The organism is Chryseobacterium geocarposphaerae, from assembly GCF_002797535.1.
Lineage (GTDB): Bacteria > Bacteroidota > Bacteroidia > Flavobacteriales > Weeksellaceae > Chryseobacterium > Chryseobacterium geocarposphaerae.
This window is the reverse complement of sequence record NZ_PGFD01000001.1, coordinates 1,179,552-1,202,060: the sequence shown is the minus strand read 5'-3', so window position 1 is coordinate 1,202,060 and position 22,509 is coordinate 1,179,552. Positions and strand designations below refer to the sequence as shown.

Genomic DNA, 22,509 nt, shown 5'->3' with positions numbered 1-22,509 from the left:
GATTCGAGCAAACACTTCAACGGAGAATTGTCAGAACTTTGTCCCATCAAAAACAAACAAAAAATGGAAACAAGAACAAAAATCGCATTGGTAACCGGTGGAAGCCGTGGATTAGGGAAAAACTCAGCACTGAAAATTGCTCAGAAAGGACTGGATGTCATCATTACTTATAAAAGCAATAAGGAGGAAGCGGATAAAGTAGTCTCCGAAATCCAGGGGTTAGGAAGAAAAGCGATCGCTTATCAGCTGGATACAAAAGATATCAAAAGTTTTGATGCTTTTGTAAAACAGGTAGGAGATCATCTGGAAGAAAATACAGGTAGCAGAAATATAGATTTTCTGGTTAACAATGCAGGAACAGCATTATATGCGCCAATTTCTGATGTTACAGAGGAGCAGCTTGATGATGTGGTAGATATTCATTTCAAAGGTGTTTTTTTCCTGACTCAGAAGTTTTTACCTTTCATGAATAATGGCGGAGGAATTATTACTGTTTCTTCCGGACTGGCAAGATTTGCTTTGCCGGGATCTTCAGTTTACGGATCAATTAAGGCAGGAGTTGAAATGCTTACCAAATATATGGCGAAAGAATTGGGATCAAGAAAAATCAAAGCCAATGCTGTTGCTCCGGGTGCAATTGAAACGGACTTCGGTGGCGGAACAGTAAGGGATAATGAGCAGGCAAATGCAATGGTCGCAAACAATACAGCTTTAGGAAGAGCCGGCTTACCGGATGATATAGGTGGCGTAGTTGCTTTTTTATGTACAGAAGAGGCGGGGTGGATCAACGCCCAAAGAATAGAAGTTTCGGGAGGAATGTTCTTTTAAAAAAATAAGGCGGTAGTTTTCTACCGCTTTTTTTATATCTTTATTAGGTTAGTTTAAAAACAGGACTATCATATTTCTTATGGTGAAAGAGTTTTTAGATCAGTTTCCCTATATTTTACTTACCCTGGAAGTAATCTATTTTGCCACAGTCGTTTTTCTTGCTGGGAAAATTATCATGGATACCAAAACGACCAGTAAAACCTTAGCCTATTTATTGCTGATCATTTTTATTCCGGTGGTTGGGATTGTTATCTACTTTGTTTTTGGAGTCAACTATCGGAAAAACAAGTTTTATAATTTTAAATTTGAGATCAACGAGAAGATCTACCGTGATATTCGGAAGTATATTGAAAAGACCCATTTTGAATCATTAAAAAGAAGCGAAAACGAGCTGAAGGAATATAGTACCACTATCAATTTTCTTTACAATGGGGCGCATTCTCCCTTATCTTCAAAGAATGAAGTGGAAATACTTATAAATGGAGAAGAAAAATTTGCAAAGGTCTTTGATTGCATCCGAAAAGCAAAGCACCACATTCATCTGGAATATTATATTTACGAAAATGATGGGATAGGTAATCAGCTTGCGGAATTGCTGATTCTTAAAGCAAAAGAAGGCGTTGTCATCCGGTTTTTATATGATGCATTGGGAAGCGGCAAGATCGGCAAAAAGCTGATTGCTAAACTTAAAGATGCAGGTATTGAGGTTTCCCCGGTAAATAAAATCACATTCAGGCTTCTGGCCAACAGGGTCAATTATAGAGATCACCGTAAGATTATTATCATTGACGGCAAAGAAATATTTACAGGAGGAATCAATGTTTCAGATAAATATATTAACCCTAATACCCAACAATACTGGCGGGATATTCATCTTTATTTAAAAGGCAATTCGGCATTTTATTTTCAGTTTCTATTCCTTACCAACTGGGTTTTTGCTACAGAGAAAATTCCTCAACTTTCCAAAGACTATTTTGATTATCATGATGAATTTGAAGGGAGTAAGCTGGTTCAGGTGGCTGCAAGCGGTCCTGATACAAGTCCGGTGATTATGCTGAGTACAAATTCTGCCATTTTGTCTGCGAAAAAAAGAGTGTATATCGTTACTCCTTACTTTATTCCTATGGAAACCATTTTAAATGCAATAAAGCAGGTGTCACAGGCAGGACTGGATGTAAGACTCATGGTTCCTGAAAAAGGGGATTCCGTTATCGTGAATTCTGCAGCTTATTCTTATTATGAAGGGCTGCTGGAGAATAAAGTCCGGATATTCTTTTATCAAAAAGGCTTTATTCATTCCAAAACCATGATTGTAGATGATGATTTTTCCAGCGTGGGAACAGCCAATATGGATGTAAGGAGCCAGGAGCTGAACTTTGAGGTCAATACCCTGATTTTTGACCAGGAAACGAATCAAAAACTGGAAACTGTATTTCTTGAAGACATGAAAGATTGTAGGGAAATTTCATTAGATGAGTGGAGAAAAAGGCCAAAGCATAAAGTGTTTTTTGAGCATCTGGCAAGGCTTCTTTCTCCACTTATGTAATTTGTTAAAGTTTGGCAAGATTTTCAAGGGCTTTCTCCAGTGTCTCCTGCTTCTTGGCAAAACATAACCTGATCACGTGATCATTTCTTTTGTTTTTATAAAAAGACGAGAACGGAACACTTGCCACTTTATGGGTAATGGTAAGCTCACTGGCAAAATCGAAATCATTTTTATCGGAGATTTTATCATATTTCAAAGCTTGGAAATACGTTCCTTCACAATCTAAAAGCTCAAAGGAAGTCGTTGCCAATCCCTGTCTTAAAAAATCTCTCTTTTCCTGAAAAAACTGATTGAGTTGGTTGTAATGTTCGTCATTTTTCATATACTCGGCCAAAGCCATTTGAATAGGCGTATTGACGGAAAAAACATTGAACTGATGGATCTTTCTGAATTCATCGGTCAGGTTTTTAGGAGCTGCACAATAACCGACTTTCCAGCCCGTAACGTGAAACAATTTTCCGAATGAGGCTACCAAAAGACTTCTTTCTTTAAGTTCGGGATATTTACAGATGCTCAGATGCTGCTTTCCGTCAAAAACGATATTTTCATACACCTCATCGCTCAGGATCAAAATAGAAGTTCCTTTTACGATATTTATTAATTCCCGGATGTCTTTTTCTTTTAAGATCTTTCCTGAAGGGTTATTAGGATTGTTCAGGATGATCATCTTGGTTTTATCTGATACCAAATTCTTAACCGCAGTCCAGTCAATCTCATAATCGGGCGCTTTCATTTCGAAACGTTTTATAATTCCTCCGAAAAGCTCAACGGTAGGTTCATAGCAGTCGTAAGCCGGTTCAAAAATAATGACCTCATCCTCTTTTTTTACAAAAGTGGCAATGGCAGTAAAAATAGCCTGTGTTCCGCCAGAGGTGATGGTTATTTCAGTATCAGGATTATAAGTCGCCTGATGAGAATTTTCAATTTTTCTGGCAATTTCTTCCTTTAAACCGATCATTCCTCCCATAGGAGCATATTGATTAAATCCTTTTTTGATAAAATGATCTACATAGTTCAGAAGTTCAGTATCGGGCATAAAATCAGGGAATCCCTGAGAAAGATTGATGGCTTCATTTTCATTGGCAAGCTGCGTCATCTGGCTGAATATGGTAGTTCCTATATTGGAAAGTTTAGACAAAGGAAGTTGTATCATTTAAAAAACAGATTTTGTTGATACCGAATTTAATAAATTATTTAAAATCTAAACCTATTTAATTAGATTTTGTGGATGTGTTTGTAGTTATATCAAAAAAATCATGTCGTTTCTCAATCTATTTTTTCCTTAGATATTTTAGTACAAAAAACAATATTAAACATTTGTTTAAAAAATATGACTTTTTGCTTTTAAATGTGTTCTGTGATACTTACATTTGTTATGCTAAAAATAATTTAAAACCAATGATCATGAAAATTAAGAAGATTGAGTTTCCGGCAGCATCCATTTTATCTCAGGGAAAAGAAAAGTTTGATTATGCGGATAGTTTTGAAGGAGAACTGGAAGGAAACGGACAGGATTTCGATATTGCACAAATAGGGAAAGCTTTTTTTACAAGCGGACCAAAGTGGGGAAAGAAGATGTTTGCTTTCAGAAACAAGGTGGTGAAATTATTTGGGTTAAAAACAGGGGGAGAAACTGATGCAGTGAAAGAAACCGATAACTTTACCTGTGAAGTAGGAGAGCGCGTTGGTCTTTTTAAAATTTTTAGTAAAACAAGCAATGAGATTGTTATTGGTGAAGACGATAAACATCTGGATTTCAGAGTTTCCCTTTTATTTGATAAAAATCGGAGTGAGAAGGATGAAAACTCTCTCACGATTTCTACTGCGGTAAAATTCCATAACTGGCTTGGAGTATTGTACTTTTTACCGGTACGTCCTTTTCATAAACTGATTGTCCGGCTATGCTGAAAAATATAATAGGTAAGCTGGAAAATACAAAGCAATAATTTCAAAGGAGAAATGTTGATTAATCAGCTCAATTTAATTTATTTTAAAACCGAATGTAAAAAATGCTAATATTGTAGCGAATAACTTTAAATTACTTTGAACACTATGATTAATCATGAAATAGATTATAAAATTTACGGGGAAGAAATGCAATGCGTGGAGATTGAGCTGGACCCGAAAGAAAGCGTAATTGCAGAACCGGGGAGTTTTATGATGATGAAAGACGGAATACAAATGGAAACCTTATTCGGAGACGGAACGGAAAAAGGACTGATGGGAAAATTATTTTCTGCAGGAAAAAGAATGCTTACCGGAGAAAACCTTTTCATGACCGTATTTACCAACACTTCTTCAGATAAAAGACACGTAACTTTTGCCGCTCCTTATACGGGAAAAATCATTCCTTTTGACCTGAGCAAACTCGGAGGTAAGGTGATCTGTCAGAAAGATAGTTTTCTTTGTGCTGCCAAAGGGGTTACCGTAGGAATTGAATTTCAGAAAAAGTTGGGAACGGGACTTTTCGGAGGGGAAGGATTTATCATGCAAAAGCTGGAAGGTGACGGGATGACCTTTGTACACAGTGGAGGACACGTAATCGAGAAAGAACTTCAGCCGGGAGAGATTCTTAAAATTGATACGGGATGTATCGTTGCCTTTACCCATACTGTAGATTATGATATTCAGTTTGTAGGCGGAATTAAAAATACGATTTTCGGCGGGGAAGGACTGTTTTTTGCACAGTTAAGAGGTCCCGGAAAGGTATGGATACAGACTTTACCTATTTCAAGGTTAGCCAGCAGAATTTTACAGTATGGAACCACTAAAAATAAAGAACAGGGAAGTATTTTAGGAGGAATAGGAAACCTGCTGGACGGGGATGGGTTTTAATACGGAACTGAAAATGATATAATGAAAGGGCTATTTTAATAGTCCTTTTTATTTTGCAAATTTCCGACAAATCAAAGAGGATTATTAGTCTTTTCAGGACTTTAAAATAAAATTAAAATTTGCTTCAGTTTTTAAAGAGAAAATTTTTAAATTTATAATGAATTTATATTTTTATAGATAAAATGAGGATAAGTATTTCCGAAAAAGAGCCTTATTTTTTCGCATAATTTTATCCAATTGTGTATTTTTGTATGTTTGCTGAAATTACATATGTCACAAGAAATAAACCCAATCTATTCCGAAGATAATATCAGAACCCTCGATTGGCAGGAACACATACGTTTACGTCCCGGAATGTATATCGGGAAACTGGGAGACGGATCTTCTGCTGATGACGGTATTTATATTTTACTTAAAGAAATTCTGGATAACTCGATTGATGAGTTCAGAATGAAATCCGGTAAAAGAATCGAAATAAAACTTGACGACGGTAAAGTTACCATTCGTGACTTTGGCCGTGGTATTCCGCTGGGAAAAGTGGTGGATGCAGTTTCCAAGATGAATACGGGAGGTAAGTATGACAGCAAAGCCTTCAAAAAATCGGTCGGACTGAACGGGGTCGGTACAAAAGCTGTCAATGCTTTGTCAGATTATTTCCGAGTAAGATCTTTCCGTGACGGGAAAATGAAAGCTGCAGAATTTTCGAGAGGATTGATTACTGAAAATTTTGATGAAAAAGATACTTCAGACCGAAACGGTACGGAGATTTCTTTTATTCCCGATGGTGAAATCTTTCTTCATTTTAAATTCCGAAAAGAGTATATTGAAAGAATGCTCCGTAATTATGCATACCTGAATCCGGGACTTACCATTCTTTTCAACGGAGAAAAATTTTATTCTGAAAATGGACTTAAAGATCTATTGGAAGAGGAACTGGAAAACGAAACACTGTATCCGATTGTCCATTTAAAAGACCATGATATAGAAGTTGCCATTACGCACACCGATAAATCGCAGACGGAAACCTATTTTTCCTTTGTAAACGGACAGAATACCACGCAGGGAGGAACACATTTGAATGCCTTCCGTGAAGCGTATGTAAAAACGATTCGTGAGTTTTTTAATAAAAGCTTCGATGCATCAGACGTCAGAAAATCGATTGTTGCTGCGGTTTCCATCAACGTGGAAGAACCGGTTTTCGAATCTCAGACCAAAACAAAGTTGGGATCCAATGATATAGGACCTAACGGACCGACGGTAAGAACTTTTATTATTGATTTCCTAAAAAGTAAATTAGATAATTTCTTGCATAAAAATCCGGAAGTTGCAGAAGCCATCCAAAGGAAAATCTTAATTTCTGAGAGAGAAAGAAAAGAGCTTTCAGGAATTCAGAAGCTGGCAAGAGAAAGAGCAAAAAAAGTATCGCTTCATAATAAGAAACTTCGAGACTGCAGACAGCATTATAACGATCAGAAAGCAGAACGAAAAGCCGAAACCCAGATATTTATTACCGAGGGAGATTCTGCATCCGGATCTATTACAAAATCCAGGGATGTGGAAACACAGGCTGTATTTTCCTTAAAAGGAAAACCTTTGAACTGCTATGGTCTTACGAAAAAAGTGGTTTACGAAAATGAGGAGTTTAATTTGCTTCAGGCTGCTTTAAATATTGAAGAAAGCCTGGAAGATTTAAGATACAATCAGGTTATTATTGCCACCGATGCCGATGTCGATGGGATGCACATCAGATTGCTGATGATTACATTCTTTTTACAATTTTTCCCGGACATTATAAAAAACGGACATCTTTACATCCTACAGACTCCTTTGTTTAGGGTTAGAAATAAAAAAGAGACCAGATATTGCTATACCGAACAGGAAAGAGTAAAAGCGCTGAATGAATTAGGCAAGAATCCTGAAATTACCCGATTTAAAGGATTGGGAGAAATCTCTCCGGATGAATTTAAACACTTCATAGGGAAAGATATCAGACTGGAACCTGTTGTGATAGGGAAAGACCAGACCATTGACCAGCTTTTAGAATTTTATATGGGGAAAAATACTCCCGACAGGCAGACTTTTATTTTAGAAAATCTGGTCGTGGAAGATCAGAATATTCAAATTAAAGAAGTTTTAGATTAAATTAGATAGTAAAAATAGAACAGCTATATGAGAATAAGTAACCGCAGTAAAATTTCAATATACAACTCCATCAATATGATGCTGGTGTTGATTTTAGCAGGTGGTATATTTGCTTTCTTGCTAGAGGACAGATTCAATCTTTTGGGAGATTTTAGTTATCTGTTTATAGTAATTCCTGCCATAATGCTGGTTGCTTTTTATCTTATCGGAAGGCAGATTTTTGAATACGACAGTGACGGGGAAGCTTTGAATTTTAGAAACAGGAATATTGTTCCTTTTATCGACAAGCCACTTAGTGATGAGTTTCCAAAATATAAGCTGATCAGCTACGAAATTGTAGATATGTTCTTGATCAAAAGGCTGTATGTGAAAGTATCCAGTAAGAATACAGGTTCTACTATGCTCAAATACGAAATATCATACCTTTCTAAAAAAGAAATAAAAGATTTGAAATTCTCTTTAAATAAAGTAGTAACAACTAATAACGAGAAAAAAGAGTTAATTAAATGATGACAGAAGAGAACTCGCATGAAGGTGAGAGCCTGAAAAAAGTCTCCGGACTTTATAAAGATTGGTTTCTGGATTATGCTTCTTATGTAATCTTAGACCGGGCTATTCCATCGGTATATGATGGCTTTAAGCCTGTTCAGAGAAGGATAATGCATTCCATGAGAGAGCTGGAAGACGGGCGTTACAACAAGGTTGCCAATATTGTAGGAAATACCATGAAATATCACCCTCACGGTGATGCTTCTATTACTGATGCCATGGTAGGAATCGGGCAAAAAGAATTACTGATAGACACTCAGGGAAACTGGGGGAATATTTACACCGGTGATTCTGCCGCTGCTGCAAGATATATTGAAGCAAGATTAACTCCTTTTGCCTTAGAGGTCGTTTTTAATCCTAAAACCACAGACTGGACGAAGTCTTATGACGGAAGAAATAACGAGCCCATAGACTTACCCGTAAAGTTCCCGTTGCTTCTTGCACAGGGAGTGGAAGGGATCGGGGTCGGACTTTCTACAAAAATTCTTCCCCATAACTTTAATGAGCTGATTAATGCTTCTGTTGCATATTTAAAAGGTAAAAAGTTTGAACTTTTTCCGGATTTTCTTACCGCTGGTTTTTTAGATGTTTCTGAATACAATGACGGACAAAGAGGAGGAAAAGTAAGAGCAAGAGCCAGAATCAATCAGGTTGATAAGCATACTCTGATGATCACTGAGCTTCCTTTCTCTAAAAATACGGGAGATCTGATCGATTCTATCTTAAAAGCGAACGAAAAAGGGAAAATCAAGATTAAAAAAATTGAAGATAATACTTCTGATAAAGTAGAAATCCTGATTCACCTTCACAATGATATGTCTCCAGATAAAACGATAGATGCACTGTATGCATTTACGGACTGTCAGGTGACCATTTCTCCGAATGCCTGCGTTATTGTAGGAGATAAGCCAATGTTCTTAAGCGTTTCTGAGATTCTGAGGATGAATACGGATCATACCGTTTCTTTGCTTAAAAAAGAACTGGAGATCGAGCTTCATGAATTACAGGAAAGCTGGCATTTTTCGTCTCTGGAAAGAATCTTTATTGAAAACAGGATTTATCACGATATTGAAGAAGTTAAAAGCTGGGAAGAAGTATTAAAGACAATTGATGAAGGATTAAAACCTCATACCAAGCATCTCCTGAGAGCTGTAACGGAAGAGGATATTTTAAGATTAACGGAAATCAGGATCAAGAGGATTTCAAGATTCGATCTAGATAAATTTAAAGAAAATATCGCCGCTCTTGAAGGGAAAATAGAGCAGGTAAAACATCATTTGGAGCATCTTATCCCGTATGCTATTGAATATTTCCTGAATATTCAGAAGAAATACGGAAAAGACAGACAACGAAAAACGGAATTAAGAATCTTCGATACCATAGATGCGACTAAAGTAGCAGTGGCTAACGAAAAATTCTATGCTAATTTCGAAGAAGGATTCATCGGAACTTCCCTGAAAAAAGACCAGTATTTATTCGACTGTTCAGATATTGATGATATTATTACCTTCAGAAAAGACGGAAGTATGAAGGTGGTAAAAGTAGAAGCAAAAACTTTTATCGGAAAAGATATTCTTCATGTAGCGGTATGGAAGAAGAACGATAAGAGGACCGTTTACAATATGATCTATCGTGAAGGAAGAGAAGGACCTTATTATATGAAACGTTTTTCGGTAACCGGAGTAACACGAAATACGGACTATCCTTTAGCTTCAGATAAAAAAGGTTCGGAAACCCTTTATTTTTCTGCCAATCCAAATGGTGAAGCAGAGACTGTAACCGTGCTTTTAAAGCCGAATCCGAGAATCAGAAAAAATAAAATGGATATCGATTTCTCTGAATTAGCCATTAAAGGAAGAGATTCAAAAGGAAATCTGGTGACCAAATATTCGGTAAAGAAAGTAGACCTTAAAGAAGAAGGAGTTTCTACACTGGCTCCAAGAAAAATCTGGTTTGATGAAACCGTAAGAAGGCTGAATGCGGATGCAAGAGGTACTTTATTGGGAAGCTTTAAAGGTGACGATAAAATCTTAACCATCAATACCAACGGGGAAGCCAAACTGGTAAGCTTTGATCTCGGAAACCGTTTTGATGACGAGTATCTGGTTCTTGAGAAATGGAAACCTCAGCAACCCGTAACGTGTATTTATTATGACGGGGAGAAAGAAATTTATTTTATTAAAAGATTCTTGCTGGAAAACAATACGAACCCACAGACTTTCATGCCTTCGGAACATCCGAAGTCTTTCATAGAAAGTATTATCGTTGCCAATAATGCTACTGCTGAAATTGTTTTTGCAAAAGATAAAGGAAAAGAACGCGATCCTGAAACGATAAATATTGATGAATTCATTGCTGTAAAAGGAATAAAAGCGATCGGAAATCAGTTTACGAAATTTAAAGTAAAATCAATCAATATTACGATTCCGGAGCCGGAAGAAGAGGAACCGGAAGTGTATGAAGAGCCGGAACGTTTTGAAGGGGACGATGAGGGAGGAACTATCGGAGATTTGTTCCAAAGTGATGATAATACAGAAAATTAAATGTTGAAAATATGATGAGTCCTATTGTTTTAGTTACTATTGCTGCAACTTGTATATATAGCTATGTTGGACTAAATAATCCGCAGTACTTTGAGAAATACAAGTTCAATGTTGGTGCAATTAAAAACAGAAAAGAATATATAAGATTAGTAACCTCAGGCTTTTTACATGCTGATTTTATGCATTTGTTTTTCAATATGCTTTCCTTATATTTATTTCAGGAAGCGGTTACCTTGTTTTTTGGAGATATAGGATTTTTAATCATCTATTTTGGATCTTTGCTTCTAGGAAATCTGTTTAGCTTATTGATTTATCAAAATCAACCGTGGTATTCTGCAATTGGAGCTTCTGGAGCAGTTTCCGGAATTATTTTTGCCTCTATTGCTATGGCTCCGAACGAAATCAGCGTGAATTTTTTACCAGGATGGCTTTTCGGGACATTGTATTTCGGTTATTCAGTATATATGATGCTAAATCCTAAACAATGGGATAATCTAGGACACTCTGCACATTTGGGAGGTGCTTTTTTCGGATTGGTATATTCTGTTGCATTGCATCCTCAATTAGCGATGAGCAATTTGTTGTTCTTGGGAATTATGTCACTTCCTTTAATATATTTAGCCTATCAGATTTTTATTAAGAAAAAAATAAGGTAAAATTTTATCTTTACTTAAAATATTAAGACCAATGGACACATCAGAGTTAAATCGTTTCGTCGTAATACTTATTTATGGTTCATTGGTCTTACTTTCTTTATTAAAGCTTAGTAACCCACTTAAAGTTAATAGAAAAGCGAATTTTTGGTTCGGAATATTTCTTTTTCTATGGTCAAGCTTCTGGTTGGATGAAACGCTGTCTTTGGTATTAAGGTCGGAAATACAGATTCATTCCATTTTTATGGTACAGTTTGTACAATTTTTAACGCCGGTTATATTCTATTTTAGTGTATTGTTTTACACAAATCCTTCATTTAAATTTAAGCTTTCGGATGTTAAATATTTTATTCTGCCCTTTATTTTTCTAATTATTCTTTTCCTTCAAAGGAAAGAAACTATAGAAAGTGATTCTGCTTTTTTTGAATTTCTTGAGATTATTTATATCAGCTTAATTTTGATCCAGGCTCTTTTTTATACCGGACTTTCTTATTTTACGATAAGGAAACATCAGAAAAAGATTCAGCAGTTTTCTGCCAATACGGAAGGAATTAATCTCAATTGGCTGGAATATATTATTCTGATCATCTTTGTTATTAATATAGTTTATATTATTTACAATCTTTCTTATGATTCAACTTCACTGAATTTTTTTATTAATGCTGCTTTTTTATTGGTAATTTATTTCGTGGCATTTTATTCTTTAAAACAGAAAGAAATTTATCCTGTTGAAGAAAAGCAACGTGAAGAATTAATTTCCATTGATGAAAATGCTGAAACGGAAGGAGTAAGGAAAAAGCTGATTTCAGATGATGAACTGTTAAAGCTGAAAAACCAACTTGAAACATTGATGGATATTGAAAAGCCATATCTTGACAGCGAACTTAACCTGATTCGTCTTTCCGAATTACTTTCTATATCTACCCATCATTTGTCTTATGTAATTAATACAGGATTTCAAAAGAATTTTTTCCAGTATGTGAATGAATACCGGATTGAATATGCGAAGAAACTTTTGAAAGATAGTTCGAAAAATAAACTTTCTATTTTAGGCATTGCTTACGAATCCGGATTCAATTCAAAAACGTCTTTTAATACTACTTTTAAAAAGTTGACTAATCAGACTCCTTCTGAGTTTAAAAAATAAGTTCGGGTTTATAAGTTTTAACTTTTTTTGTTTTTAACTTGTTTAAAATCAGTTTTTTATTTTCGTGGTATGAAATGGTTCATTCATATAATTCGGAACATTAGCAGCACCTTTCCGGCCTACTTTTGTCTCAGAAAGTTTATATTATGAAAACAAAAGAATCATTTGCCGTAGTTACCGGAGCAAGTCAAGGTTTAGGAAGAGCGTTTACAGAAAGTCTGGCCAGAAGGAAGATCAATGTTATTCTTGTGAGTCTTCCCAATCAAAATTTAAAAGAAATAAGTCAAAAAATAGCCGAACTTTATCACATTAAAACCCATTATTATGAGGTTGATCTTTCTGTGAATGAAAATGTTTTAAAGTTAACAGAATGGATAAATAAGTCCTTTAATATTCATATTTTAATTAATAATGCAGGATTGGGCGGAACCAGAAAATTTTTAGATGTAACTTCAGACTATATTAATAATATTCTTCAGGTGAATGTTACTGCCACTTCATTGATTACCCATCAGCTTTTGCCTAATCTTCTGAAACAACCTCAATCTTATATTTTAAATGTTTCAAGTATGGCAGCTTTCTCGCCTATTGGTTTTAAAACAGTTTATCCGGCTTCAAAAACTTTTATCCATTCATTTTCAAGAGGTTTGAATGAAGAGCTCAAAAATACCAATGTGTTTGTAAGTGTTGTGAATCCGGGCGCGATGAAAACAAACCCGGATGTTGTTGAAAGGATTGAAAAACAAGGCTTTATCGGGAAGTTGACCCTATTAGATCCTGATAAGGTTGCAGAATATTGCATCAGCCAGCTTTTTAAAAAAGATTCTGTAATTATGGTAAATCCTGTGAGCTGGCTTGTAATGAAAATATTGCCGATCTGGATTAAATTACCATTAATGACCAACGCAATAAAACGGGAAATAAAAGCATGAAAAAAATATTTGTTACAGGAATTACTGGGCTTTTAGGAGCCAATGTTGTTATTAAATTATTAGAAGATGGTTATTTTGTTATTGCTTTGGTGCGCAAGAAAAGCAACTATTTGGGTGAAAAAAATAAGAGTCTAAAACTTATTGAAGGAGATTTGTTTTCAGATTTCTCAGAATATTTAAAAGATGTAAATTTTATTATCCATATTGCCGCGGAGACAAAACAAAATTTGCTGAGTTATGAAGGTTATAGAAAAGTTAATTATGAAGGCGTTGTTCATTTACTCTCGCAAAGTGTAAATGCTGAAAAGTTTTTGTTTGTAAGCACGGCAAATACTTTAGGATTTGGAAGTTTAGATGATTTAGGAACTGAAAATGATCAATGGAAATATCCTTTTAATGAATCTTTTTATGCTAAAAGTAAACTTGAAGCAGAAAATTTTCTTTTAGAGAATAATAAAACGAAAGTAATTATTGTAAATCCAACGTTTATGATTGGTGCCTATGATAATAAACCAAGTTCGGGAAAAATTATCTTTTGGGTTTGGAAAAAAAAGCTTGTTTTTTACCCAAAAGGTGGAAAAAATTTTGTGAATGCAGAAGATGCTGCTAAAGGAATTTGTAAAGCATTGGAAAAAGGAAAGCCAGGTGAAAAATACCTATTAGCCAATGAAAATTTGAAGTATAAGGATTTTTTTAAAATCGTCAATAATGTTACTGGCCAGCAATCGGTATTGTTTCTGATTCCGGACTTTATTTTAATTTTTTTGGGTTTTACAGGAGATTTTTTAAGGTTTATAAAAATTAAAACGAATTTAAGCTCGGCGAATATGAAAGCTCTCCGAATTGATAATTTTTATTCTAATCAGAAATCAATAAACGAACTTGGAGTTCATTATCAGCCTATTGAAAAAGGAATTACAGATGCTGTTGAATATTTTAAGAATACAACTAAGTAGTTTTTCTGTTATTGTGAAATTTTTTCTAATGCATCCTGAAGGGTTGCAATAAAATTGATATGCTTGGTTTTATTACTTTCAAAAATAAAATCTTTTAGGCTTTTGCTTTCATGCTTGCTAAAATCTCCAATTATAGTTAAATTAATACGATAGTTCGAAAATTTCTGAAGGATCTCACCCGCAATTTTTGTTTTTAAATTAAAAAAATCAGAAGTGATATTTTTATCATAAATAATTACCTGGTCAAAGCCCTGATAATAGATATTTCCCAGAAGATCCAGCCCGTCCTGAACAGAATTAATGATAATAGTATCAGAAATTATTTCCGCTACTTTAGTAGTATTGATTTGATGTGTTTTAATCTCCATATCTTATTTCTTTCCAAAAATAAATCTGTCATTCTCTGATAAATCCTTTATAAGCAAAGCTTCTGAAAAACCATTGCTGTAAAGCTCCAATGTTTCAGGGCCTAATTTCTGATTGATTTCTAAAAACAATAATCCGTTGTTATTAAGATGCTTTTCTGCATCCTCTGCAATTTTCCGGTAAAAGATCAAAGCATCAGAAGTGGGGGAGAAAAGCGCCATTTTGGGTTCGAATTCTTTAACGGAATCAGCGATTTCCGATTCTTCTTCAATGCCTATATAAGGCGGGTTTGAAATGATGACATCAAACTCTTGTTCCAGATCAAAATTCAGATAATCACCATGGATGAAATTGATTTCAAGCTGATGAAAATCGGCATTCTTTTTGGCCGTTTCTAAAGCTTTTTCAGAAAAGTCAATAGAAGTGACGTCCGCTTCCGGAAAATACCTTTTTAATACCAAAGGAATAATTCCGGTTCCTGTCCCGATATCCAGAATCTTTAGCGTTCTTTTTGTCATTCCGAGGAACGAGGAATCTCCAGATTTTTCATTTCGCTCCGTTGCATTCAGCATGACATTGATTTCCTGTATTTTTTGAATGGCAAATTCCAACAGCTCTTCCGTTTCAGGTCTCGGAATCAGAACATGTTCGTTCACGAAAAATTGCATTCCATAGAATTCGGTTTCTCCTACAATATGCTGATAAGGTTTACCGGTTTTTAATTCTGAAATAACCCTTAAAAGGCTTTGTTCGTCCTGGATCAGTAATTCCTGATCGGAAAATCTTCTTTGATGAAAACTATCAAAGCCTACGATCTTCTGAACAAAGACAGAGCATAAAAAAGCGCTTTCAGATTCTGTATAAACCTCAGAAAGCTCTGCTTTAAAATGTCTTTTAAACTCTAAAATTGTCATTTATCTCGTAAAAACCAGTTTTGTATCTGTAGATTTTTCTTCATCAATTCTGTAACCTTCATAGTTGAATGCTTTTACATCATTCAGTGTTTTAGCATTGGTTTCTGCACAGAACCTTACGACCAAACCTCTTGCATGTTTGGTATAAACAACGATGGTCTTTGGCTTTCCGTCTTTTAATTCATAGAAATCAAAATCAATTATTTTATGATTGAGTTTTTTTCGGTCAATTACTTTTCCGTATTCGTTGCTGCATAAGTGAAGCAGAATTTCATTCTTTTTCATTTCAGCATTCAGTTGTTCTGTCACTTTTTCTCTCCAGAATTCATAAAGATTTTTATACTGGTCGAATTCAAAAGGACGGCCCATTTCAAGTCTGTAAAGCATTACTTTGTCCGACGGTTTTAAAAGTCCGTAAAGCCCGGAAAGTATTCTGTAGTTTTTCTGTAAATAATCTACCGCATCTTTGTCCAGTGTTTTGGCGTCTAATCCTCTGTAAACTTCACCTGTAAACGCATACATTGCCGGAGCAGATTCTTTAGAACCGGGTTTGGCTTTCCATTTCTGGTTTCTTTCCCAGTTTTCATCTGCCAGCTTGGAAGAAATTTCCATGAGTTCAGACAGATATTTCGGCGATTTTTGTTTTAAATAAGATTGTATATAAGCTGCTTCTTCAATGAATTTTGGAGTGGTTGTTCTCAACAGATCGGTTGAATTTTCTACATTCATTAATTTAGCAGGAGATGTTATAATTTTCATAAAAAGTCAAAATTTAATTTCAAGTTCGGGATGAACTTTTGAATCTGGAATTATAATATTCCTTTTCCCTGACGGATAATTTCCGGCTCACCGGAAGTAAGATCCACAATGGTAGAAGCTACATTATCCCCATATCCGGAATCAATGACAATATCTACCAGATGATCATATTTTTCAGCAATAAGTTCGGGATCGGTAGAATATTCAATAATTTCATCATCATCTCTGATGGAGGTAGAGGCAATAGGATGCCCCAGTTTTTCAACGATGAGTTGCGGAATAGAATGGTCGGGAACACGGATCCCGATGGTTTTATGTCCTTTATAAGCTAAAGGTAAGCTTTTATTGGCTTCCAGAATAAAGGTGAATGGTCCCGGAAGATGACTCTTTAAAAATCTGAATACTGAAGTGTCAATTGGTCTTGTAAAGTCCGAAAGATGGCTTAGATCATTACAGATTATAGAGAATTGAGCTTTTTCCAGCTTAACTTTTTTCAGTTGGGCCAGTTTTTCCATGGCTTTGATGTCAAAAATATTACACCCCAATGCATAAATTGTATCAGAAGGATAGATAATAAGTCCGCCATTATTCAGGGTTTTAATGACCTCATTAATAAGGTTTTCCTGTGGATTTTCCGGATAGATTCTTAATATTTTTGCCATATAACAAAGATACAAATTATAAAATAGTTTTCATAAAAATCCTTTATTTAAAAGAAAAATTAGGATTTTAAAAATATTGTCGTATATTTGCATCACAATATCGCGGGATGGAGCAGTAGGTAGCTCGTCGGGCTCATAACCCGAAGGTCATCGGTTCGAGTCCGGTTCCCGCTACTAAAATAAAAGAGAATTACGTTTGTAGTTCTCTTTTTTATTATTCTATAGTTATTCCTTAATTAATACATTATAAAGAAAAATCCCACTCTTAAAGTGGGATTTTTGTTATTTTGCTAATTCAGCGTATGGTCTGAGTTTATAATCATCAGATTTTGGCTGATCTAAGAATTCTTTTTTCTGAGTTCCTTTCATTCTCTGTGCTGCATCGCTTGCCGCATAATAAGCATCACCCAGTTTTTTTGTAATTTCTGACGGAGTGAAATCTTTCTTTACATCACTGTCTACACCGATATATCCGTTTTTCTTCGTAACATAAGTGATATAATTGTTATAGTTAATAAATGTATTTCTTAAATACTGAGTGTGATACTGCATACATTTCTTTGCCTTCTTTGAAGAGTTATTCATGATACAGTTAGACATATTTCCGTTATATAGCCAGAATTCTGATTGTAAAATTGCATATTCTTTTCCCAGTGCAGTTTTTCCGTTGGTGTAAATGCTGCTGTCTCCTTCCTTATCCGCAATATTTTTAAGATGCTCAAGAACCAAAGGAACCGTGTTTTCTATTTTTGTTTTAGCTTCCCCTATCGCGCTGAAGTCTGCTGCAGGAGAATTCTTTTGTGCAGTCGCTACATTAAAAGCAAGCAGTAATAGTACAATCAATAAATTATATCTTTTCATGAGAAATTTTTAAGCCACTAAAATAAATATATTTTCTCAGTTTTAACAACTTCATTTTAATTTTATTTAATAAAATTTAACATGTTTTAAGGATTTTTAGTGTAATAAAGCATTTTTCGTGAAGAATAAATATAACGGAATATGTGTTTTTTGAAAAAATATTAAAAATAATTTGAAATTATTGTACTGATTATCAATTAAATACATTTTCAAGCTATTCTATCACTAAAAAAATAGTTGTTCAAAAGGAATTTAATTCTATATTTGTATAACTAATTTGTTAGTGATATAGAATTGTCTCTATATTATAAAAGTATTAAACATCGGGATATGAAAATTCAAACTCTTACGAAAGCTGAAGAACAGGTAATGCAATATGTATGGAAAATAGAAAAAGGATTTTTAAAAGACATTCTTGATCTGTTTCCGGAGCCCAAACCTCATACCAATACAGTTTCTACCATATTAAAAGTATTGAAGGATAAAGAATTTGTTGATTATAATGTAATCGGGAGACAGCATGAGTATTTTCCTTTGGTGACTAAAGAGCAATATTCAGGAAAGACGATGAAAAGTCTTGTGAAAAATTATTTTAAAGGCTCTTATAAAAGTGCAGTTTCTTTTCTGGTAGAAAAAAATGAAATGAGCGTGGAAGACCTGGAAATGTTATTGAATGAGCTTAAAAAGAAAAGCTAATTAAAAGAGAGATCTCTGTAACATTTTCAAAGGTTCAGTTGTCTTAAAAAGACAAAGCATTAGCGAAAAGAGCAGAGTATTAATCTCCATAAAAACATAAACAATGACAGCATTTATTATAGAACTATTTTTTCAGCTGTGGAATTGGTTAATCTCTATATTTTAGAGAACTAATCTGTGAGAAGCTGAAAAGCCATAATATTATTTGATTAAATAATTACCAAATCATGGAAGCATTATTTTACATCTTAAAAGTGATGATCTGTTCAGGGGTTTTACTGGGATATTATTATCTCTCGCTCAAGGACAAAACTTTTCACCATTACAATAGGTTTTACCTGTTGTTTTCGATACTGATTTCTTTACTGCTTCCATTGATAAGGCTTGAAGATTTTACCATTGAGGTCAATCAGAATATCTATATGCTGATCGATACAGTGCAGAACTTTAATCCTTCAGAAAACACAAATACCCATGAAAACTTATATTATACAGTCGCTTTTTCAGTTTTAGGAATCATTTCCGTGTATTTTTTAGGGAAATTCATTTATGGAACCTTTAAAATACATGAACTGAAAACTCAATTTGAAAGAGAAAACATAGAAGGGATCAACTTCTACCGTACCGATCTTACTGATGCTCCTTTTTCTTACTTTAAAAACCTTTTCTGGAAGAATTCCATTACACTGAATTCAGAAATAGGAAAGCAGATTTTAAAGCATGAAATGGTTCATATTGAACAGAAGCACACCTTTGATAAGATCATTTTAGAAATCATTACCTCGGTATTCTGGTTCAATCCATTTTACCATTTGATCAAAAGAGAAATTAATTTAATCCACGAATATCTGGCTGATAAAAAAGCCGTGAAGCAATCGGACACCAGAGCATTTGCGCAGATGCTATTAGCAAGTCACTTTTCCGGAACAGAGTTACCTGCCACAAGTCCGTTTCTAAGTTCGAATCTAAAAAAACGCTTAACAATGTTACAGAAATCACAGACAAAATTCGGTTATGCGCGAAGAATTTTAGCCTTACCGGTAGTATTCACAGTAGCTTTTGCCTATATGGTAAATGCCAAGAACAAAGAAATAGCCAAAACGAATCTTGAAATAGAGAAAGCAGTTTCTCAAATCAAAAAAGACACAATACGACCTGATTCTAATAAAAATGAATCGGTTAGAATTTATAAAAAAACAAATGATGAGAAAAAAATTGCGGAATTGGGTAAAAAGATCGAAGAAAAAAGCAAAGCGCTTAAACAATTAAAGCCTGAAACTAAAGAATTCGATAAAAATGTAGAGGAAATAGCACAGCTTTCCGGAGAAATTGCAAAAATTACCAATTCAGAGGATTTTCAAAAATCATTAACCAAAATAAAGGTGAATGGCAAGGAAATGAATGTTGATGAATTCTTCAATTCGGATCAATGGAAAAACCAAATGAAGGATTTAAAAAATCTGAAATTTGAAATGCCTGATTTACAAAAGTTTGAAAAAGGAGCTTTATTCGTTGTTCCTACACCTCCAAGTCCACCGAATGCACCACGTGTTCCTCAAATTAAAATTTTTAAGTTCAATGATCTTAAATACCCGGTTTACAGCAAAAAGGCTGAAAGAGAGATGAAAAAAGCCAGAAAACTGGCTGAAAAAGCTAGAGAAGCCGGTGAAAAAGCAAGAATTCAGAGTGAAAAAGCGAGACTTGAAAATCAGAAAGCAAGATGGGAAGGAAATAAGGAGAGAATAGAAGGTGAAAATAGAAAAGCTATTGCCTATGATTTTAAATATACTCAACCCACTGCTATAAAAGTTACTGCAAACTCAATGAGATACAGCCTTGATGGAAGTAGTTTTTCAGCTTCAGGAGTTTCTAAAATTGATGGAGATGGTGTAGGTGTTTCCAGAATTTACGTTAATGGGAAAGATGCTTGGGATGAAAATATGAAAGTTATTATTGACGGAAAAGAAGCCTCAAAAGAAGATCTGAAATTAATGAAAGGAGACCAAATAGAATCTATCAGTATAAAAAAGAATACGGAAAACGGGAAAATGATAGGCGAAATTTCTATCAACATGAAAAAACAGAAAGTAAAAGAAGATTTATAGTATCTCAATCATGGAAGCATTATTTTACATTCTAAAAGTGATTATCTGTTCAGGTGTTTTACTGGGATATTATTACCTTTCGCTGAAGGACAAAACTTTTCACCATTACAATAGGTTTTACCTGTTGTTTTCGATACTGATTTCTTTATTGCTTCCATTGATAAGGCTTGAAGATTTTACCATTGAGGTCAATCAGAATATCTATATGCTGATCGATACAGTGCAGAACTTTAATCCTTCTGAAAACACAAATACCCATGAAAACTTATATTATACAGTCGCTTTTTCAGTTTTAGGAATCATTTCCGTGTATTTTTTAGGGAAATTCATCTATGGAACCTTTAAAATACATGAACTGAAAACCCAATTTGAAAGAGAAAACATAGAAGGAATCAACTTCTACCGCACCGATCTTACGGATGCTCCTTTTTCTTACTTTAAGAACCTTTTCTGGAAGAATTCCATTACACTGAATTCAGAAATAGGAAAGCAGATTTTAAAGCATGAAATGGTTCATATCGAACAGAAGCACACCTTTGATAAGATCATTTTAGAAATCATTACTTCGGTATTCTGGTTCAACCCATTCTACCATTTGATAAAAAGAGAAATTAATTTAATCCACGAATATCTGGCTGATAAAAAAGCCGTGAAGCAATCGGACACCAAGGCATTTGCGCAGATGCTATTAGCAAGTCACTTTTCCGGAACAGAGTTACCTGCCACGAGTCCGTTTCTAAGTTCGAATCTAAAAAAACGATTAACAATGTTACAGAAATCACAGACAAAATTCGGTTATGCGCGAAGAATTTTAGCCTTACCGGTAGTATTCACAGTTGCTTTTGCTTATATGGTGAATGCCAAGAACAAAGAAATAGCCAAAACGAATCTTGAAATAGAGAAAGCAGTTTCCCAGATTAAAAAAGACACGATACGACCTAATGCGAATGAAGATCTTTTTCAGGAACAGCTGAAAAAAGGAGAACTTTATAATGAAGCGCTAAGAGAAGACCACGAGAGAATTAGTAAGATCAGTGAGAAAATCAGTGAAAAGAGTGCGGAAATTCAAAAGCTTGTAAAAGCTAAAAAAACAGAAACACCTGAATTTGAAGCCAAGCAAAATGAAATTGAAGCTTTATCTGATCAAATTGATGAAATTGTAAATTCAGAAAAGTATAAAAAGAATCTGAAAGCTCTTGAAGATCATTACAGCAATGTTGAAAAATACTATGATTCGCCTGAATTCAAAATGAAAATTGCTGAAGCAGAGAAGAAAGCTAAAGAAGCAGAAGCTATGGTCAACTCGCCTGAATTTAAAAGAAAGATAGAAGAAGCTGAAAAAGAGGCGAAAAAAGCAGAGGCTATGGTAAATTCTCCTGAATTTAAGAGAAAAATAAAAAGGATAGAAAAGGCTGCAAGAAAAGCAGAGAAGGAGGCGAAAAAAATAGGAGAAGCAGCACAACATGATTTGGAAACATTCTATAAAGATGCTGAGAAGAAAAGACAGGATGCCGTAAAAAAATCTGCTGAAGATAAACAGAAACTTACAAAAACGATAGAACTGAGTCGAAGAGAATATGCCTTTGATGAAAAGTTTCCTAAAAGCAGGGATTATGAAAAAAAGCCTTTGACTGAAACTGAAAAAGAACTACTGAAAAAAGAAGCAAAAAAAATACAGGATTTGCATCAAAATACACCTAACAAAAACAATTTTGCGATCTTTAGAATAGATAATAGCTTAAATAAGATTGTTGATGTACATGGCGCTGAAGTTAAAGATGAAAACAATAAAAAATCTCCTGTAGGAAAAACTGCTTTATTTATGATTAATGTTGATGTGCCTGAATTGTATGTCAATGGAAAAAAAGTAAGCAGAGAAGAATTTATGGCGTATCAAAGTGATCCAAAAGATATTAACTTGCCTGCGAACATCAAAGTTTTTAAAGTAGATCGTGTAGCAGGGAGCAACAATAGATCTTATGCTAAAAGAATGGAGATTATCACCTATTAATTTG

General features: G+C 34.5%; 20 protein-coding genes and 1 tRNA gene. 15 read left to right on the top strand and 6 right to left on the bottom strand.

Going from position 1 to position 22,509, the window contains the following annotated elements; genetic code table 11:
* Positions 1 to 63 precede the first annotated feature (63 nt).
* Positions 64 to 828 (top strand): SDR family NAD(P)-dependent oxidoreductase, encoded by a 765-nt coding sequence (locus CLV73_RS05370; protein ID WP_100375827.1) that lies wholly within the window; start codon positions 64 to 66, stop codon positions 826 to 828.
* 79 nt (positions 829 to 907) lie between these two features.
* A complete protein-coding gene (cls, locus tag CLV73_RS05365) occupies positions 908 to 2,374 on the top strand; it encodes a cardiolipin synthase (RefSeq protein WP_100375826.1) in 1,467 nt (488 codons plus the stop codon).
* Between the two features lie 4 nt (positions 2,375 to 2,378).
* On the opposite strand, the gene CLV73_RS05360 is transcribed toward cls, so the two are convergent.
* A complete protein-coding gene (locus CLV73_RS05360; protein WP_100375825.1) occupies positions 2,379 to 3,527 on the bottom strand; it encodes a methionine aminotransferase in 1,149 nt (382 codons plus the stop codon).
* A gap of 251 nt (positions 3,528 to 3,778) precedes the next feature.
* Here CLV73_RS05360 and CLV73_RS05355 point away from each other — a divergent pair, with 251 nt between their 5' ends.
* From CLV73_RS05355 to CLV73_RS05315, 9 genes are all read left to right on the top strand, one after another.
* Complete coding sequence (locus tag CLV73_RS05355) at positions 3,779 to 4,282, top strand: DUF2867 domain-containing protein (protein WP_157798723.1); 504 nt, start codon at positions 3,779 to 3,781, stop codon at positions 4,280 to 4,282.
* A gap of 144 nt (positions 4,283 to 4,426) precedes the next feature.
* Positions 4,427 to 5,209: a TIGR00266 family protein gene (locus CLV73_RS05350; protein WP_100375823.1), complete on the top strand. Its 783-nt coding sequence runs from the start codon at positions 4,427 to 4,429 to the stop codon at positions 5,207 to 5,209.
* A 270-nt stretch (positions 5,210 to 5,479) separates the two neighbouring features.
* Complete coding sequence (locus CLV73_RS05345; protein ID WP_100375822.1) at positions 5,480 to 7,351, top strand: DNA topoisomerase IV subunit B; 1,872 nt, start codon at positions 5,480 to 5,482, stop codon at positions 7,349 to 7,351.
* 27 nt (positions 7,352 to 7,378) lie between these two features.
* Positions 7,379 to 7,861 carry a hypothetical protein gene (locus CLV73_RS05340; RefSeq protein ID WP_100375821.1) on the top strand — a complete coding sequence of 161 codons (483 nt, stop codon included), beginning with the start codon at positions 7,379 to 7,381 and terminating at the stop codon, positions 7,859 to 7,861.
* A complete protein-coding gene (locus CLV73_RS05335; protein ID WP_185116757.1) occupies positions 7,858 to 10,443 on the top strand; it encodes a DNA gyrase/topoisomerase IV subunit A in 2,586 nt (861 codons plus the stop codon). Before CLV73_RS05340 ends, CLV73_RS05335 begins: the two co-directional genes overlap by 4 nt.
* 14 nt (positions 10,444 to 10,457) lie before the next feature.
* Positions 10,458 to 11,099: a rhomboid family intramembrane serine protease gene (locus tag CLV73_RS05330; protein ID WP_100375819.1), complete on the top strand. Its 642-nt coding sequence runs from the start codon at positions 10,458 to 10,460 to the stop codon at positions 11,097 to 11,099.
* Between the two features lie 31 nt (positions 11,100 to 11,130).
* A complete protein-coding gene (locus CLV73_RS05325) occupies positions 11,131 to 12,243 on the top strand; it encodes a helix-turn-helix domain-containing protein (protein ID WP_100375818.1) in 1,113 nt (370 codons plus the stop codon).
* Positions 12,244 to 12,389: 146 nt separating this feature from the next.
* Positions 12,390 to 13,175, top strand: coding sequence for an SDR family NAD(P)-dependent oxidoreductase (locus CLV73_RS05320; protein WP_100375817.1), 786 nt, complete (start codon positions 12,390 to 12,392; stop codon positions 13,173 to 13,175).
* Positions 13,172 to 14,131, top strand: coding sequence for an NAD-dependent epimerase/dehydratase family protein (locus tag CLV73_RS05315; RefSeq protein WP_100375816.1), 960 nt, complete (start codon positions 13,172 to 13,174; stop codon positions 14,129 to 14,131). Before CLV73_RS05320 ends, CLV73_RS05315 begins: the two co-directional genes overlap by 4 nt.
* Positions 14,132 to 14,139: 8 nt before the next feature.
* Here CLV73_RS05315 and CLV73_RS05310 read toward each other — a convergent pair whose 3' ends face one another.
* The 4 genes from CLV73_RS05310 to CLV73_RS05295 are packed head-to-tail and all read right to left on the bottom strand — an operon-like array spanning position 14,140 to position 16,832.
* On the bottom strand, positions 14,140 to 14,499 hold the full coding sequence (locus CLV73_RS05310) for a DUF4180 domain-containing protein (protein WP_100375815.1): 360 nt from the start codon (positions 14,497 to 14,499) through the stop codon (positions 14,140 to 14,142).
* Between the two features lie 3 nt (positions 14,500 to 14,502).
* Positions 14,503 to 15,411 (bottom strand): peptide chain release factor N(5)-glutamine methyltransferase, encoded by a 909-nt coding sequence (gene prmC / locus CLV73_RS05305; RefSeq protein WP_100375814.1) that lies wholly within the window; start codon positions 15,409 to 15,411, stop codon positions 14,503 to 14,505.
* Positions 15,412 to 16,170: a peroxide stress protein YaaA gene (gene yaaA / locus CLV73_RS05300; RefSeq protein ID WP_100375813.1), complete on the bottom strand. Its 759-nt coding sequence runs from the start codon at positions 16,168 to 16,170 to the stop codon at positions 15,412 to 15,414.
* Positions 16,171 to 16,220: 50 nt separating this feature from the next.
* On the bottom strand, positions 16,221 to 16,832 hold the full coding sequence (locus CLV73_RS05295) for an L-threonylcarbamoyladenylate synthase (RefSeq protein WP_100375812.1): 612 nt from the start codon (positions 16,830 to 16,832) through the stop codon (positions 16,221 to 16,223).
* 101 nt (positions 16,833 to 16,933) lie between these two features.
* Between CLV73_RS05295 and CLV73_RS05290 the strand changes: the two genes are divergently transcribed.
* Positions 16,934 to 17,006, top strand: a tRNA-Met gene (locus tag CLV73_RS05290).
* A gap of 108 nt (positions 17,007 to 17,114) precedes the next feature.
* Here the strand turns inward: CLV73_RS05290 and CLV73_RS05285 are convergent.
* Positions 17,115 to 17,693 (bottom strand): hypothetical protein, encoded by a 579-nt coding sequence (locus CLV73_RS05285; RefSeq protein WP_100375811.1) that lies wholly within the window; start codon positions 17,691 to 17,693, stop codon positions 17,115 to 17,117.
* A 330-nt stretch (positions 17,694 to 18,023) separates the two neighbouring features.
* Here CLV73_RS05285 and CLV73_RS05280 point away from each other — a divergent pair, with 330 nt between their 5' ends.
* The 3 genes from CLV73_RS05280 (at position 18,024) to CLV73_RS05270 (ending at position 22,505) form a co-directional block, all read left to right on the top strand.
* The gene (locus tag CLV73_RS05280; RefSeq protein ID WP_039369404.1) at positions 18,024 to 18,389 is read left to right on the top strand and encodes a BlaI/MecI/CopY family transcriptional regulator; all 366 of its coding nucleotides are present in this window, start codon (positions 18,024 to 18,026) and stop codon (positions 18,387 to 18,389) included.
* 227 nt (positions 18,390 to 18,616) lie between these two features.
* The gene (locus tag CLV73_RS05275) at positions 18,617 to 20,494 is read left to right on the top strand and encodes a M56 family metallopeptidase (protein WP_100375810.1); all 1,878 of its coding nucleotides are present in this window, start codon (positions 18,617 to 18,619) and stop codon (positions 20,492 to 20,494) included.
* A 10-nt stretch (positions 20,495 to 20,504) separates the two neighbouring features.
* Positions 20,505 to 22,505, top strand: coding sequence for a M56 family metallopeptidase (locus CLV73_RS05270; protein ID WP_100375809.1), 2,001 nt, complete (start codon positions 20,505 to 20,507; stop codon positions 22,503 to 22,505).
* Positions 22,506 to 22,509: the final 4 nt, after the last annotated feature.